The organism is Bifidobacterium sp. WCA-178-WT-4B, assembly GCF_009696495.1.
Taxonomy (GTDB): domain Bacteria; phylum Actinomycetota; class Actinomycetes; order Actinomycetales; family Bifidobacteriaceae; genus Bifidobacterium; species Bifidobacterium infantis.
On record NZ_VULV01000011.1, the window covers coordinates 60,808 to 77,078 of the forward strand.

Here is a 16,271-nt window from a genome sequence, read left to right on the forward strand (position 1 = left end):
GGATGAATGTTTATTTGATGCCGCTCGCGACGTTCATGCCGCGTAGCTGACGGTTGAAGATCAGGGTGAGCGCCAAGGTGGGGATGATCGCGATGGCCGACCCGGCCAGCACGACGCCCATGTTCGACGACTCGGTTCCGGAAAGCTGCGTGATGCCCACCTGAATGGTCCGGTTCTCCGGTGAGTTGGTGACCAGCAACGGCCAGAAATAACCGTTCCAGGCGGCCACCGCGGCGTTGATCGTGGCGGCGATCACCGTGGAACGCGTGACCGGCAGCAGGATAGAAAGCAGGAAACGCAGATGCCCGGCGCCGTCGAGCAGCGCCGCCTCGTGCAGTTCCTTCGGGAAGGTCTGGAACGCCTGACGGAACAGGAACACGGTGAAGCCCTGCACCAGGTAGGGCAGGAAGATGGCGGGGATGGTGTCGATCAGCCCCCAGTCGGTGATGCTTAGATAATTGGACAGCAGCGTGGTCTCGCCGGGTATCATCATGCTCACCAGGAACACCATCATCCACAGCTGCGGACGCTTGAGATCGCAGAACACGATGGCGTACGCCGCCAGGATGGCGGTGACGATCTGGCCGAGGGTCTGGCACACCGTCACCAGGATGGAGTTGAACACCTGACGCACCAACGGCATGGAGTTCGCGGCCTGCGCGAAATTGCGCAGGGACGGCGCGTGCATCCCGCCGCTGGCGTCGAAGGACAGCGCCCCGACGGCGATGTAGAGCACGGGCAGCAGGATCACCAGCGTCAGCGCCAAGGACACGACGCACAATGCGGCATGGGAGATACGGGAACGGTGCGGCATCAGCAATCCACCTTCTTGTCGAGGAACTTGAACTGGAGGAGCGTGAACGCGAACACGAACACGAACAGCACGACGCCCAGGGCCGAGGCGATGCCGAAGTTGGCGCTGCCGGCGTTGAACGCCGCGGTGTAGATGTTGTAGGTGATGGTGGTGGTGGCCGAGCCGGGGCCGCCTTTGGTGAGGATGCTGATCTGGGCGAAGGCCTGAAGCGTCCCGATGCAGGCCGTTATGGCGACGTAGAACAGCGTCGGTGCGATGAGCGGCACCACCATCGACCACTGGATGCGGGCCTCGCTGGCACCGTCAACGCGCGCCGCCTCGAGAATCTCCGGGTCCACGCCGTCGATGGCGGAGCAGATCAGGATCAGGTCGAAGCCGAGCCCCGTCCAGATGGTGACCATGATGATGGTGGGGAACGCCCACTTGGCGTCGGTGAGCCAGCCGACGGCCGGCGCTCCCAGCCTGCCCAGCAGCATGTTGACGATGCCCGTGGGGGAAAGCACGGCGAGGAAGCCCAGAGAGGCGGCCGCCACGGATACGCTCACGGTGGAGGTCATGAGCGTGCGGAACAGCTTGCTGCCATGGAACTGCCGGGTCAGCAGGATGGCGAGCAGCGTGCCGAACACCAATCGTCCCAGCACCACGGCGATCGCGTACACCATGGTACGCACCAGCACGCTGACGAACGAGGGATCGGTGAGCACGGTGACATAGTTTGCAAGGCCGACGAAGCCGGTGGGCGTGCCGAAGAGGTCGGTGCTCTGGAGGCTCATCACCACGACCTTCACCAACGGCACAAAGGCGAACACCGTAAGCAGAAGTAGACCTGGCGTCAGCAACAGTGCGCCGGCTATCCGATTGCGTGTGCGTACCTGTATTTCCGATGTGCGCATTCTGGTTTTGTCCATATGCGTAAATCCTTTCGGAGGTTTTTCATCCCGCATGGGATTAATCCTTTTCTGAAGTCTCTTGTGTTTCCCGGGTCAATGGTATTGAGCTGAATTGCGGTCATTTCGCTGATTAACCGAGTATTGTTTTTTTTTCATGGCTTATTAACGGTTGCCTCGATCACGTATACGTCGGGCGTTCCCGTACCATCCCCTGCTCGGCCCCGGAGTGGATTCCGTGGCGGTTTTTCGCCGAGTCGCGCCCCGCGCCGCGGTACAACGACTACGATGGTGCGGGTAACGCGATACAAGGAGTGGAACTTCATATGCCGAAGATGTTTGGAACCGATGGTGTTCGAGGACTGGCCAATAGGGATTTGACCGCACGTCTGGCGTTGGATCTGGGCGATGCCGCCGTGCGTGTGCTCGGCGACGCCGGCACCCAAGACGATCAGCCTGAGGGGCGCCGCCGCGCGCTCGTGGGCCGTGACACCCGTGTGTCCGGTGATTTTCTGGCTTCCGCCCTGTCCGCGGGCATGTCCGCCGGCGGCTTCGACGTGATCGACGCCGGCATCATCCCCACTCCGGGCGTGGCCTACCTGACCTCCGTGCTCAACGTCGAGATGGGTGCCGTGATTTCCGCCTCCCACAACCCGATGCCCGACAACGGCATCAAGTTCTTCGCACGCGGCGGGTTCAAGCTGCCCGACCAGAAGGAAGACGACATCGAGTCCGTGCTCGGCCAGGACTGGGACCGCCCGACCGGTGCCGGCGTGGGCCGCGTGAGCCACGACCAGACCACCGCCACCAACCTGTACATCGATCATCTGGTGGCCACCATCGCTCCGCTGAACGATGACAAAACCCAGCCCAAGCCGCTCAAGGGCCTGAAGATCGTGGCCGACTGCGCCAACGGCGCCACTTCCGTGGTGGCTCCCGAAGCCCTGCGCCGTGCCGGTGCGGATGTAATCGTGATCAACGCCTCGCCGGACGGCTACAACATCAACAAGAACGCCGGTTCCACCCACCCCGAGCAGCTGCAGGCCATGGTCAAGGCCACCGACGCCGTGATGGGCGTGGCCTTCGACGGTGACGCCGACCGTTGCCTCGCCGTGGACGAAGACGGCAACATGATCAACGGCGACCAGATCATGGGCATTCTGGCCCGCGCCAAGCAGCGCGAAGGCAAGCTCAACCACGACACCCTCGTGGTCACCGTGATGAGCAACCTCGGTCTGAAGCTCGCCCTGAAAGACATGGGCATCAAGACCGTGGAAACCGCCGTGGGCGATCGTTATGTGCTTGAGGAGATGCTCAAGGGCGATTACTCGCTCGGCGGCGAGCAGTCCGGCCACGTGATCAACCGCGAATTCGCCACCACCGGCGACGGCACCCTGACCGCACTGACCCTGTGCAACGAGGTCGTCAAGTCCGGCAAGAGCCTGAAGGAGCTCGCCGCCGACTTCCCACAGCTGCCGCAGACCCTCATCAACGTGCCGAACGTGGACAAGAAAGCCGCCGCCACCAACAAGCGCATCCAGGATGCCGTGGCCCGCGAGGAGGAACTGCTGGGAGACACCGGCCGTGTGCTGCTGCGCCCCTCCGGCACCGAACCGCTCGTGCGCGTGATGGCCGAGGCCGCCACCCAGGCCTACGCCGACGAAGTCTGCACCCGCCTCGCCAAGATCGTCGCCGAAGAACTCGCGCTGTAGCACCCTTCCCTAAGGAAAAACAATGTTTGGAAAGAACGCCAAAGTCGACCTCGAACTCAACCGTGACGTCGAACAACTCATCAAAACCGGCGGCAAGGAGAAGATTCTGCCCATCGTGCAGGCCGGCGAACCGGTGTTGCGCCAACGGACAGTGGCCTACAATGGCCAGCTTTCCAAGCGTACGCTCGTCAAACTCATCGATACGATGCACACCACCATGCTGGAGGCACCCGGCGTGGGGCTCGCCGCCACCCAGATCGGCTTGGGGCTCGCGCTCGCCGTGGTCGAAGACCACGTGCGCGACGACGAGGATGATCCGCGCGAAATCGCGGAATTCCCCTTCCACGTGATCATCAATCCGAGCTACAAACCCACCAGCGACAAAACCGCCTCGTTCTACGAAGGCTGCCTGAGCTTCGACGGATACCAAGCCGTGCGCAAGCGTTGGCTCGACATCACCGCCGAATGGGATGATGAAGACGGCAAGCACCACAGCGAGCCGTTGCACGGCTGGCCCGCACGCATCTTCCAGCACGAAACCGATCATTTGAGCGGCGAGCTGTATATTGATCGCGCCGAAATCCGTTCGCTGACCACCAACGAGAACCTCGAGGACTATTGGTGCGACGACCCGGTGCCCACCGAGGCCGCTGAAGAGCTCGGTTTCGCACTATGACCGACCGCGCATGGTTCGACGCCGCCAAGGGAGACATTCCCCAATGGGCGGCGTCCATGCCCAAGGACGCCGATGGCACCACCATCGACTGGGACTGGGTGCGTTCTCTGGACCTGGCGCATGGCGTCGGCACGATACCGGAATCCACCCCACGGTCCATCCACGACGCATTGAAGGCCGACTACGCCACACGCGAGCGTCTGGAATCGATCATCGCCCAATGCAACAGCGCATTCATGACCGATTTCGACCGGCTCATCGGCTCCTATCGTCTGCCTCGTGCGCTCGCCTACGCCAATCGCCGGCTCAACGACAACATCAACACGATGTTGCATCTGGGTGAACAGCAACACCTATGGGCGGTCAGTCGCGAACGGCGGGGGAGGGCCACCATTGCCGTGCTCAAGCCGTACTCCGGCAGCGGCCCGTCGAACGATGACCAAGGCATGCTGGATCTGAGCGGCGAAGCCGGTGGCGCATCTGCCGGAAATACTGCCGCCGAAAACAGCGATGTCAAGTTCCCCACAACAGTCGCCTTGGACGATATCCAAGATCGCACGGAGGCGATTCTTGACGCACGCGCCAAACGGCGTAAGGCCCAGCGCTTCCAGAAGCGTGCGGGCGATGCGGCGATGGCCCGCGCCAATCTCTCCGGCGCGACTTCGCCGGGTGGTGCCGCTCTGCCGGGTGGTGCCGCCGCGTCTGGCAACGCTATCGGACACCATCCCAAGCCCGACTGGCGCGACGCCTATCTGCCCGGCCGCGACGTGGACGCGGTGATGGGCATCGACATCGAAACCACCGGCATCGATCCGGCGCGTGACTACATCATCGACGTCGGCTTCGAATTCATGAACATGGCCAGTCCGCGCCCGGCCGGCGAACCCGAGACATACGCCTATGAGCAGGGCTATTATGCCGCCGGCGACGCCTACGGCCAGTCTCGTCTCGCTTTTGGCGTGCCGCCGGAAAACGCGGCGCTCGGCAACGCCCTCATCGCCAAACTCACCGGCATCGATGTACGCGGCCGCAGCAGCGAGGCCGGGTACCGACTCTTCGACGAATGGCCCCAAGCCCAGGCCGGCCTGCTCGCGCGGCTTACCCAGCAGCCGTACGTGGCGCATAACGCCACCTTCGAACATAGCTGGTTCATGCTGAACGTCGCCGGATATGCGGAAAGCTACCGTGCCGGGCGCATCACCATCATCGATACCCTGCCGATGAGCCGGCAGTGGGACCCCGGCGCGGTACCCACCAACGAGCATCCTTACGGAGACAACACGCTCGACGCCTACGCCAAACGTCAGGGCGCGCTTGATTCCGCCCACAACGAACGCCACTTGGGCCTTGAGGATTCGCACATCATGCTGGTGGCCATGAAACACCATCTGGCGGCGCTGAAAGCGCAAGGGAAAGGGCCGTGGGGGCCCGCCGGCAGGTCTGGCGTCGGCGGCAAGTCTTGCCGTTCTCGCTGAACATGTGGAGCAGCAGTTACAGACAGAACGACATGTACAGGGGAAGCAAACGGCGATGGTCTTTCTTCGCCATGGGGCGTGGGTGGAGCACGTATTCCTCTCCCGTTCTGCTGGCGAACTTCGCGCGGAACTTGTCGAGGGATATCGTCGAGTATCGTTTGCCGGACTTGACCTCGATGGGGCTGATCCGCGGTTTCATCGCGGCGTCCGGGTACGGGCGCACGATCAGGAAATCGATCTCCATGCGCTCTTCACGCACGTTGGACGACTTCGCATAGAAATACAGGTCATGGCCGGCCGCGGCCAGCTGCTGGGCGACCGCGTTCTCGGCGAGCATGCCCTCGTTCACGCCGTCGGCACCCAGCAGCACCTGACGGTACACATCCGGCAGCGACGGGCCGTCCGCGGAGAACGCCATGGTAGACAGCAGGCCGGTGTCGGCCATATAGCATTTCACGACCGTGTCGTCGGCGCTGAGTGCTAATCCCAGCGACGGGTCCTCGGCCAGCGTGCACAGGTTGACAGTCGCGGCCTCGCGCATCCATGCAAAGGCCGTCATGAAGTCACGTGAGCGTGACCCCTCCTCGACCTGGGTGTAGACCAGTTTCTTCTCGTGCTTCGCCAGCTGTCCGGGAATCGCGTCGAACACTGCGCGCACGCGCTTCGCTGCTAGTCCGCCGTACTTGCCAATATCCTCCCGATACAGTTTGAGTACCAGGCGCTTGGCCCTGTCCGCCGCGGCCATGTTGCGGGCGGGAGCGTAGGCCGCCACCGCCTGGGGCATGCCTCCGACCAGCATGTACTCGCGCCATAGACGCGATGCCTTACGATGCAATGAGTCCGGCAATGCCACGCCGGAATCGAACGCGTGGCGGATCATCCGAACCAGGGCATCCTCACCCATCGCCCACAAGAACTCCTCGAAATCCATCGGTCCCATGCGCATGGACTCCTCCTCGGAGGGGATCAGGATGTCCTTCACGTTGGCGTTGATGGAGATCAGCGAACCGGTCTCGATGTAGTCGAACCGTCCATCGGCGACCAGATGTTTGATGAACTCCCTCGCGGGGGGAAACATCTGGACCTCATCGAAGATGACCAGTGACTGGTGCTGCGTGAGCGTTACGCCAAGCGCCGCGCTCAGGTACAGGAACAGGCCGTCGAGGTCGTTGCGTAGGTCCAGGAACGTCTGTTTGAACTCGGCGTCCACTCGCGTGAAATCAATAAGAGCATATGACTCGTATTCGTTCTTGGCGAACTCTTCGGCGACTGTGGACTTGCCCACGCGGCGGGCACCCTCGATTAGCATGGCGGTCCTGTCATCAGCTCCCTTCCATGCCAGTAGTCTGTCGTACGCCTTCCTCCGGAACATCAACACTCCTTGATTGCACGTTTCTAAGGTTTTATCATATCACTAAATTGCACATTTATAAGGTTTTATATTTGGGGTAAACACACCTTTTTGAGTTCTAGACATGGTGTGACATACGTGCGGTGAAGCCCGCGTACTGATTGGTCAAGTTAAAAGAACATTTCGTGCGTGGCGGTCGTGCAGATTTGCATCGGTATCTGAATAGGCGTTTACGCCGTGAGCGGATTGTATCGGTTTGTAGTCGGTCGTAAGCGGTGAGTACAATATTGGCTTCGTGAGTGACTATCAGGACAGCCGACAGCAGCGTGAGAACCGCCGCCGCACCATCGTGCGTGTGGTGTGCGTCGTCATAGCTGTGGCCATGCTCGGCTCCTTGGTTATCCCGGCGATCTACGCGGGGCTTTGACGTTGCCTTCGCATATTCGTGCCCGCAGTTGAACACGTCTGATGCGAGGGATTTGTGAGGTCGCCCGGCCGGCTATCGGCAAGGCAGGCCCGGAACCTTCTGGCAGCATGGATTGCAGGCGGATGCGTGTGTGGCGCGGCAATGCCCGCCAACGCCAGAGGAATGTGCGAAGGCTGTCAACAAGGACGTGACTTCCCAAAGAATCTCAAAGAATCAACAGTAAGGTAAACCACGATGGCAGAATTTGACTTTACCCAGGCGATCGGCGAAGCCCGCGCCAAATACGAATCCATCGCCAAGGCGCTGGACGTCGACCGGCTCAAGGCCGATATCAAGGATCTCGAAACGCAGGCCGCGGCCCCGGGCCTGTGGGATGATCCGGAAAACGCCCAGAAGATCACCAGCCGGCTGTCCGCCGCGGAATCGCAGCTGAAGCGTCTGAACTCCGCCTCCCAGCGCATCGACGATGTGGAAACGCTCGTTGAACTCGGCCACGAGGAGGGCGACCAGGACTCTCTGGACGAGGCGCAAAGCGAAATCGGCGAGATTCAGAAGGATCTCGACCAGATGGAGATCCAGACCCTGCTCGATGGCGAATACGACGAACGTTCCGCCGTGGTGACCATCCGCTCCGGTGCCGGCGGCGTCGACGCGGCCGACTTCGCGCAGATGCTGTTGCGCATGTACCTGCGCTACTGCGAGCGTAACGGCTTCAAGGCCAAGGTCATGGACACCTCCTACGCCGAAGAGGCCGGCATCAAGTCCGCCACCTTCCAGGTGGATGCCCCCTATGCTTACGGCCGACTGTCCGTGGAGGGCGGCACCCACCGTCTGGTGCGCATCTCCCCGTTCGACAACCAGGGCCGCCGCCAGACCAGCTTCGCCGCCGTGGAAGTGGTGCCGCTGGTCGAGGCCACCGATCACATCGACATTCCGGATACGGACATCCGCGTGGACACCTACTGCTCCTCCGGCCCCGGCGGCCAGGGCGTGAACACCACGTACTCGGCCGTGCGCATCACCCACCTTCCCACCGGCATCGTGGTGACCATGCAGGATGAGCGTTCGCAGATTCAGAACCGTGCCTCCGCCATGGCCGTGCTCCAGTCCCGACTGCTCGTGCTGCGCCACGAGGAGGAGGCCAAGAAGAAGAAGGAGCTCGCCGGCGACATCAAGGCCAGCTGGGGCGATCAGATGCGCTCCTACGTGCTGCACCCCTACCAGATGGTCAAGGATCTGCGCACCGGCTACGAAACCAGCCAGACCCAGGCCGTGTTCGACGGCGACATCAACGCGTTCATCGAGGCCGGCATCCGCTGGCGCCATGAACAGCGCCGCGCCGCCGAAACCGAGGAGTAAGTAGCATTATGGCACTGATCTCACTGGACAATGTGTCCAAGATCTATCCCAAAGGCACCCGACCGGCGCTTGACGACATCAACCTCGATATCGAACGCGGTGATTTCGTGTTCCTTGTGGGTGCGTCCGGCTCCGGCAAGACCACGCTCTTGAGCCTGCTGTTGCGCGAGGAAGAGGCCACCAACGGCGAGATTCGCGTGGCCGGCAACGATCTGCGGCGCATCACCAACCGTCAAGTGCCGCAGTACCGCCGTTCGCTGGGCTTCGTGTTCCAGGATTACAAGCTGCTCAATAACAAAACCGTATGGGAGAACGTGGCGTTCGCCCTTGAGGTGATCGGCACGCGGCGGTCCACCATCAAATCGTTGGTGCCCAAGGTGCTGGATACCGTGGGGCTTACCGGCAAGGAAAAGAACTACCCACATGAGCTCTCCGGTGGCGAGCAGCAGCGTGTGGCCATCGCCCGCGCCTACGTGAATCACCCGCAGATTCTGCTGGCCGACGAGCCCACCGGCAACCTCGACCCGACCACTTCGCTGGGCATCATGGAAGTGCTGGACGCCATCAACCGCACCGGCACCACCATCGTCATGGCCACGCATAACGAAGAGATCGTCAACTCGATGCGCAAGCGCGTGGTCGAACTGCACAACGGCAAGATCGTGCGTGACGAGGCTCATGGATCCTATGATTCCGCCCTGTTCTTCCCGGATGCCGAAGTCGAAGCCAAGTCCGACACCGCCCATCATGTGCTGGCGGCGGCGACCAAGGCCATCGAGGGCGGTGACGAGCCGTCCGAAGGCATCGCCCGTTTGGCCAATTCCGTGCATTCCGGCCGCACCGGCCGCTATGGCGAGACGTTTGCGCCGCTGGAAAACACGCTGACCTGGGGCAAGGGCATTCCGCTGGACGAGCAGGCCGCCGCCCTGGAAAGCACCCAGGCGTTCGACCCGTTCAAGGACGAGTCCGGCGAGACCGCCGCGGTTGCCGATACGTCCGTGTCATCCGCCGCCGAGCCGCCGGCCCCGCCGGAACTGCCCGCACCGCCGGAACTGCCCGAACCGCCCGCACCGCCGGCCAACGAGCAGTCCGCCGGCGAGCAGTCCGCCGCAGACCAAACATCCGACGATCAACCCGCTGAGGGCGCTAAGGAGTAAGGGGGATCATCATGCGAGCACGATTCATTCTGTCCGAAACGTGGGCCAACCTCACCCGTAACCTGTCGATGCTGCTGTCTCTGACGCTGGTCACCTTCATCTCGTTCCTGTTCATCGGCGCTTCGGTGCTTACTCAGGCGCAGATCACCAAAGCCAAGGGCGACTGGTACGACAAGGTCGAGGTCGTGGTATGGCTATGCCCCGACGGCACCAGCCAATCCGCGAACTGCGCTTCCGGCAAATCGCCCTCAGCCAATGAGATCACGGCACTGCAGAAAACCATTCGCGACGAACTCAACGACGTGGTCTCCAACATTGACTACGTCAGCAAGCAGGACTTCTACGACAACACATTCACCAAGCAGTACCCGAATGGCGAATTCCAAGGCCGTACGCTGACCGCGGACGATATGCAGGACTCCCTCTGGCTCAAGCTGAAGGATCCGACCAAATATCAGGTGGTCTCCGAAGTGCTCTCCAGCAAGGAGGGCGTGGAGGACGTCACCGACCAGCGCCAGATCTTCGACCCGGTGTTCGCCGTGCTCAACCGAGCCACGGCGGTTACGGCCGTGCTCGCCGGCGTGATGGTGGTGGTCGCCATCCTGCTGACCGGAACCACCATTCGCATGTCCGCCGCATCCAGACGAACCGAAACCGAAATCATGAGGTACGTGGGTGCCTCGAATTGGACGATTCGTCTGCCGTTCATTCTGGAGGGCGCCATCGCCTCGCTGATCGGCTCGGTGCTCTCGTGCCTGATGCTTTCGGCCATTGTGAATGTGTTCATCACCGGCTGGCTGGCGAAATCCATTACCTGGATTCCTTATGTGAATCAGTTCACGGTACTGGTGATATCGCCGTTCCTGGTTGTGGGCGCGATACTGCTGTCCATCATCGCTTCAACCATCTCGTTGCGGCGTTATTTGAGGGCGTAACGCGACCGGCTTACCCACAAGAAATGTGATGATATCGTGTGCAAGCCTCTCAGGTTCACATGTTATGGTATTGGCTTAAGTGAGCGAAAGGACTATTCACATATGACGAATGTACGTGTGATCAAGCCCGCACTGGCGGCATTGGTGGCCGCCGCAGCCTGTGTGGGAGGTCTGGCGTTCAGCTCGGCACAGCCTGCCCAGGCAGACACCTATTCCGACCTGATTACTGCGCAGAACCAGCACGCCGCGTCGGTACAGCGCGAGGCCGAACTCAAGCAGCAGTTGGCCGGTGCCAGCCAGGAATTGGCGGATAAGGTACTTGAGCTGGATGATTTGACGAACAACAAGATTGTCGCCGCCCAGAACAAGGTCACGCAGGCCAACGAGGATGCCGCCACCGCTCAGGACGAGGCCGACGCCGCATCCAAACGTCTTTCCGCCGCGCAGAAAGACAAGGAGACGCTCGAGGAGCAGATCAAGCAGACCGGCAAGGACTACGATGACGCGCACGCCGCCGTGGCCCAGCTGGCCCGTGACGAGATGCACGGCTCGAATGCTTCCGACGTGATGAGCGTGGTGACGGGTGCCACCAGCACACAGGACTTCGTCAACTCCATGCAGTCCCGGGACGCGTTGTCCCGCAACGAGGCGAATGCGGCTTCCTCCGCCGCGACCTCACTGAGCACGTCGAAGAACCGTGGCGAACGTCTGGCGGCCATCGAAAAGCAGATTGCTGTGCTCAAGACCCAGTCCGATGAGAAGGCCGCTTCCGCGCAGACCGCCGCCGAAACCGCGCAAAGCGAACGTGACGCTTTGGACAAGCTACGCCAGGAGGGTGAGACGCGGCGCAACGAACTGTCCTCCATGGTCGACAGTCTGGATTCCCAATCCGCCAAGCAGGCGGCCCAGACCGTACTGATCGCTTCCCAGGTCGATTCCTACAATCGTCAGTTCCAGAAGGAGCAGCAGGACGCCGCCAACCGGGTGGATACCGGTAACCAGGGCGGCACGCCGTCCACTCCGGTGACCCCCGCTCCGGCGCCCGCTCCGGCGCCCGCTCCGGCTCCGGCTCCGGCTCCGGCTCCGGCGCCCGCCCCCGCTCCCGCCCCCAGCGTCGGCGGCCAAGGCACGTCGAACGGCGACTATGGCAACGCCTATGCCGCCGGCCAGTGCACGTACTGGGCGTATGAACGTCGCAGGCAGATGGGCATCGGCACGCCGTCCTATCTGGGCAATGGCGGCTTCTGGTGGCGCAGCGCCCCCGCGTACGGCCTGCGCGTGGACCACACGCCGCAGGTCGGCGCCGCACTCTCCTTCCTGCCTGGTCAGGATGGTGCCGACGGTACCTATGGCCATGTTGCCGTAGTCGAAGCCGTGTATGGCGACGGCACATTCCAGATCTCCGAAATGAACTGGGGTGGTCCGTGGAACATGCACAACCGCACCTTGACCAATTTGGGTCAGTACTGGTTCGTCCACTGACCGGTTGGTTCGGCCGATATATACGGTTGAAGGGTTCCTCTTGAAGAGGAACCCTTTTTCGTATTCGATGCCGGTCCGTGATATCGTCGGATGTTGCGTTGCTACTGCTACCCACGAGTTGTTGCCCACGAAAGGAGGAGACATGCCCAAGGAGACTGGTGAGAAACTCATCGTCCAGAACAAGAAGGCCCGGCATGACTATGCCATCGAAGACAAGTATGAGGCAGGGCTGGCCCTGACCGGCACCGAGGTCAAGTCGTTGCGCGAAGGCCGCGCATCGCTGTCCGAGGCGTTCATCTCCATCGACCGCCGCGGCGAGATGTGGCTGGAGGGCGCGAACATCCCCGAATACCTGAACGGCACATGGAACAACCATGCGCCCAAGCGCAAGCGCAAGCTGCTGCTGCACCGACTGCAGATCACCAAGCTCGCCCGCGGCATCGAGGCCAAGGGATACACGATTGTGCCGCTGAGCCTGTACTTCAAGGACGGTCGCGTCAAGGCGGAGATCGCACTGGCCCGAGGCAAGAAGGAATTCGACAAACGCCAGGCCCTGCGCGAAGAGCAGGACAAGCGTGAAGCCCTACGCGCCATGCGCTACGCCAACATGCGCCACTAGTCCCGCCTCTTGGCTCCCCTCCGGAGGGGAGCCAAGGGTAGGATGTCCGCGTTGTGGGTCGTTTCGCCCACGATTAACGCTTCCGTAGCATTGCACTCCTACGCTCTGGAACCATCTGGGAAACATACCCGCCCAGCTGACTATCCGGAGAGAGGAAATCCAATGTCTCTAAGCAAGGGAATACAATCCGCTGCGGCCGCCGCCCTGAGCGCGGCCATGCTGATCGCCGTGGCGGCCTGTGGCACGACTGACGGCACCGACACCGCATCCAAGAGCGGCGATTCATCCAAGGACTCGTCCAGCACTTCGATTCAAGGCTTCGACACCAGCAGCATCCAGAAGGACGACGAGATTGCCGCACTGCTGCCCGATTCCGTGGCCGGCGACGGCACGCTGACCGTCGGCGCCGATACTTCCTATGCCCCGGCCGAGTTCCTGGCCGAGGACGGCAAGACCCCGGTCGGCTTTGATGTCGACCTGTCCAAGGCGCTGGCCGCAGTGTTCGGACTGAAGGAAAACACCGTCTCCTCCACGTTCGATTCGATTATCCCGTCCGTCGGCTCCAAGTACGACATCGGCATCTCCTCCTTCACCGTGACCAAGGAACGCATGGAGGCTGTGGACTTCGTGACCTACTTCAAGGCCGGTTCCACGTTCGTGGTGCAGAAGGGCAACCCGAACAAGGTCGACTCCTCGAACCTGTGCGGCGTGAAGGTGGCTGTGCAGACCGGTACCACCCAGGAAGAGGAAGTCAACAAGGATAACGAGCAGTGCAAGGCGGACGGTAAGGATGCCATCGACATCCAGTCCTCCAAGCTGCAGACCGATGTGACTACCGCCGTGGCTTCCGGTAAGGCTGATATCTTCTACGCCGATACGCCGGTTGCCGGCTACGCCATCAAGCAGACCGGTGATACGCTCGAGGCCCTCGGCGAGGACGTTGGTGTGACCCCTGAGGCCGTGGCCGTCAAGAAGGGCGATTCCAAGACCGCCGAGGCCGTACAGAAGGCCATCCAGAAGCTGATGGATGATGGCACGTACAAGAAGATCCTCGACACGTGGGGCGTCTCTTCCGGCGCCGTCGACAAGGCCGAGATCAACCCGTCCGTCGAGTAGTTTCGGTTACTATGAAGACTCCCGTTGCCCTGCGGCGGGAGTCTTTTTGTATATGTATGCACTGTAGTGTATAAATATGCTTAACCGTTGATCGTTGCCGTTGAAGCGGCGTAAGAGAGAAGAAGAAACGATTATGCAGTCCACCAAACTGAAGTCCATTATGGCCATTGCACTGAGCTCGGCCATGCTGTTCGCCACCGCCGCTTGCGGCACCTCCGACAAGGCCGATGCCGGTACGGATTCCGATAAGGGCGGCTCCTCCAAGTCGGTCACCATCACCAGCTACGACGTGAGCTCCGTGAAGAAGGACGATGCAATAGCCGCGCTGCTGCCTGAATCCGTGACCAAGGACGGCAAGCTCACCATCGGCACCAACCCCTCCTACGCCCCGGCCGAATTCCTCGACGCCGACGGCAAGACCCAGATCGGCTACGACATGGATCTCGCCCGCGCCATGGGCAACATCTTCGGTCTCGAGACCGAAATCGTCTCCTCCAACTTCGATACGATCATTCCGGCCATCGGCTCCAAGTACGATCTGGGCATCGCCGCCTTCACCATCACCAAGGAGCGCATGGAATCCGTCGACTTCGTCTCCTACTTCACCGCAGGCATGGGCTATGCAGTGGCCGCAGGCAACCCCAAGAACGTCGACGAGAACGACCTGTGCGGTCTGAACGTTGCCGTCGAGACCGGCACCGTCGAGGAAGAGTCCATCAACAAGACAGCCAAGCAGTGCAAGGCGGACGGCAAGAAAGACATCACCATCCAGTCCTCCAAGCAGCAGACCGACGCCACCACCGCTGTGGTGACCGGCAAGGCCGACGTCTTCTTCGCCGATTCCCCGGTTGTCGGCTACGCCATCGCCCAGACCGATGGTCAGCTGGAACAGCTCGGCAAGGACTTCGATGAAGTGCCGAACGCCATCGCCATCAAGAAGGGCGATTCCCAGACCACCGAAGCCGTGCAGAAGGCCATGCAAAAGCTCATGGACGACGGCACATACACCAAGATCCTCCAGCACTGGGGCGTCGAATCCGGCGCACTGGACAAGGCCGAAATCAACCCGGCCGTCGAATAGTCCCCCCAAGAATGCTCCCGCTTGCGGGAGCTGGCTCGCGGAGCGAGACTGAGGGTGGTCCACACGACGCCCAGCAATCCAGATGGGGCGCACTGTTTGTAACACAGTCGCCCCATTCGTGCACTAAGGTTCAATGCTAGTCGCAACTTGCAGTTCAGGCTGCCCAACACATCCAAGGAACCAGATTATGGCGAAGAAAGAAGTCGACGGTGAGGGGCTGAACATCCCCAACCGCATCAAGGCGTTGCCGGTCAAGCGCCCCGGCCCGATTGTGGCCGCAGTGATCGTGGTACTGCTCGCCGCGATGCTCATTCAAGGCTTGATTACCAATCCGCGACTGGATTGGCCCACCGTCTGGAAGTACCTGTTCAACGAGAACGTGCTTGAAGGCATTCGCTATACCTTGGAGCTTACCGTGATCTCCATGGTCGTGGCGATCATCCTGTCGGTGATTCTTGCCATCATGCGCAAATCCATCAATCCGGTGCTGCGCGGCGTCAGCTGGTTCTTCATCTGGTTCTTCCGCGGCACGCCTGTGTACACGCAGCTCATTTTCTGGGGTCTGTTCGCCGTGCTGATTCCCAAGATCAGCCTCGGCATTCCGTTCACCTCGGTGGAGTTCTGGAGCATCGACTCCAACGTGGTGGTCACCGCATTCAACGCCGCATGGATTGGTCTGGCCCTGAACGAGGCCGCCTACCTGTCCGAAATCGTGCGTGCCGGCCTTGAAGCCGTGGACCCCGGCCAGACCGAGGCGGCCAAGGCGCTGGGCATGAACCGCACGCTCATCATGCGCCGCATCGTGCTGCCGCAGGCCATGCGCATCATCATCCCGCCCACCGGCAACGAGACCATCGGCATGCTGAAGACCACCTCGCTGGTCACCGCCGTGCCGTTCACCCTCGAACTGCAGTTCGCCACCAACGCCATCGCCAACCGTATCTACAAGCCGATTCCGCTGCTTCTCGTGGCCTGCTTCTGGTACCTGCTGATCACCTCCATTCTGATGGTTGTGCAGTCCCGCCTCGAGGCGCACTTCGGCAAGGGCTTCGATGCCCGACCGGTGGGCACCAAGGGCAAGCAGGCGCCATTGCCGGGTAAGACCGACGGTGAACCGAAGGATGACGTGGACAAGCTCAACCAGACCACATTTGTCGGATTGAATGCATAAGGCGGGAGC

The 16,271-nt window shown here is 61.5% G+C and carries 15 protein-coding genes; 12 read left to right on the forward strand and 3 right to left on the reverse strand.

Annotation, left to right across the window (positions count from 1 at the left end):
* Positions 1-10: 10 nt before the first annotated feature.
* Both FYJ31_RS08485 and FYJ31_RS08490 read right to left on the reverse strand, forming a co-directional pair.
* Positions 11-814, reverse strand: a complete 804-nt coding sequence (locus FYJ31_RS08485) for a carbohydrate ABC transporter permease (protein ID WP_050496295.1) — start codon at positions 812-814, stop codon at positions 11-13.
* Positions 814-1,722, reverse strand: coding sequence for a carbohydrate ABC transporter permease (locus FYJ31_RS08490; RefSeq protein WP_050496294.1), 909 nt, complete (start codon positions 1,720-1,722; stop codon positions 814-816). Before FYJ31_RS08490 ends, FYJ31_RS08485 begins: the two co-directional genes overlap by 1 nt.
* Before the next feature lie 305 nt (positions 1,723-2,027).
* On the opposite strand from FYJ31_RS08490, the gene glmM reads away from it, so the two are divergent.
* The 3 genes from glmM to FYJ31_RS08510 are packed head-to-tail and all read left to right on the forward strand — an operon-like array spanning position 2,028 to position 5,564.
* Positions 2,028-3,413 carry a phosphoglucosamine mutase gene (gene glmM, locus FYJ31_RS08500; protein WP_144099531.1) on the forward strand — a complete coding sequence of 462 codons (1,386 nt, stop codon included), beginning with the start codon at positions 2,028-2,030 and terminating at the stop codon, positions 3,411-3,413.
* Between the two features lie 22 nt (positions 3,414-3,435).
* Positions 3,436-4,089, forward strand: a complete 654-nt coding sequence (locus FYJ31_RS08505; protein WP_154536479.1) for a peptide deformylase — start codon at positions 3,436-3,438, stop codon at positions 4,087-4,089.
* Entirely contained in the window at positions 4,086-5,564 is a 1,479-nt protein-coding gene (locus FYJ31_RS08510) for a DNA polymerase III subunit epsilon (RefSeq protein ID WP_154536480.1), read from the forward strand. Before FYJ31_RS08505 ends, FYJ31_RS08510 begins: the two co-directional genes overlap by 4 nt.
* A gap of 16 nt (positions 5,565-5,580) precedes the next feature.
* Here FYJ31_RS08510 and FYJ31_RS08515 read toward each other — a convergent pair whose 3' ends face one another.
* Entirely contained in the window at positions 5,581-6,936 is a 1,356-nt protein-coding gene (locus FYJ31_RS08515; RefSeq protein ID WP_032744790.1) for an ATP-binding protein, read from the reverse strand.
* A 274-nt stretch (positions 6,937-7,210) separates the two neighbouring features.
* Here FYJ31_RS08515 and FYJ31_RS13065 point away from each other — a divergent pair, with 274 nt between their 5' ends.
* The 9 genes from FYJ31_RS13065 to FYJ31_RS08555 all read left to right on the forward strand — a co-directional run bounded on the left by FYJ31_RS13065 (position 7,211) and on the right by FYJ31_RS08555 (position 16,262).
* Positions 7,211-7,342 (forward strand): hypothetical protein, encoded by a 132-nt coding sequence (locus tag FYJ31_RS13065; RefSeq protein ID WP_013140351.1) that lies wholly within the window; start codon positions 7,211-7,213, stop codon positions 7,340-7,342.
* A gap of 234 nt (positions 7,343-7,576) precedes the next feature.
* Complete coding sequence (gene prfB / locus FYJ31_RS08520; protein ID WP_007051295.1) at positions 7,577-8,701, forward strand: peptide chain release factor 2; 1,125 nt, start codon at positions 7,577-7,579, stop codon at positions 8,699-8,701.
* An 8-nt stretch (positions 8,702-8,709) separates the two neighbouring features.
* Positions 8,710-9,858 (forward strand): cell division ATP-binding protein FtsE, encoded by a 1,149-nt coding sequence (gene ftsE, locus FYJ31_RS08525; RefSeq protein WP_154536481.1) that lies wholly within the window; start codon positions 8,710-8,712, stop codon positions 9,856-9,858.
* Between the two features lie 11 nt (positions 9,859-9,869).
* Positions 9,870-10,793 (forward strand): permease-like cell division protein FtsX, encoded by a 924-nt coding sequence (ftsX, locus tag FYJ31_RS08530; protein WP_012578297.1) that lies wholly within the window; start codon positions 9,870-9,872, stop codon positions 10,791-10,793.
* Between the two features lie 102 nt (positions 10,794-10,895).
* Complete coding sequence (locus FYJ31_RS08535; RefSeq protein ID WP_154536482.1) at positions 10,896-12,275, forward strand: CHAP domain-containing protein; 1,380 nt, start codon at positions 10,896-10,898, stop codon at positions 12,273-12,275.
* Between the two features lie 142 nt (positions 12,276-12,417).
* Positions 12,418-12,894, forward strand: a complete 477-nt coding sequence (gene smpB / locus FYJ31_RS08540; protein WP_007051292.1) for an SsrA-binding protein SmpB — start codon at positions 12,418-12,420, stop codon at positions 12,892-12,894.
* Between the two features lie 162 nt (positions 12,895-13,056).
* A complete protein-coding gene (locus tag FYJ31_RS08545) occupies positions 13,057-14,010 on the forward strand; it encodes an ABC transporter substrate-binding protein (RefSeq protein WP_012578295.1) in 954 nt (317 codons plus the stop codon).
* Positions 14,011-14,143: 133 nt separating this feature from the next.
* On the forward strand, positions 14,144-15,091 hold the full coding sequence (locus FYJ31_RS08550; RefSeq protein ID WP_154536483.1) for an ABC transporter substrate-binding protein: 948 nt from the start codon (positions 14,144-14,146) through the stop codon (positions 15,089-15,091).
* Between the two features lie 187 nt (positions 15,092-15,278).
* The gene (locus FYJ31_RS08555; protein WP_012578293.1) at positions 15,279-16,262 is read left to right on the forward strand and encodes an amino acid ABC transporter permease; all 984 of its coding nucleotides are present in this window, start codon (positions 15,279-15,281) and stop codon (positions 16,260-16,262) included.
* The last annotated feature ends 9 nt before the right edge of the window (positions 16,263-16,271 follow it).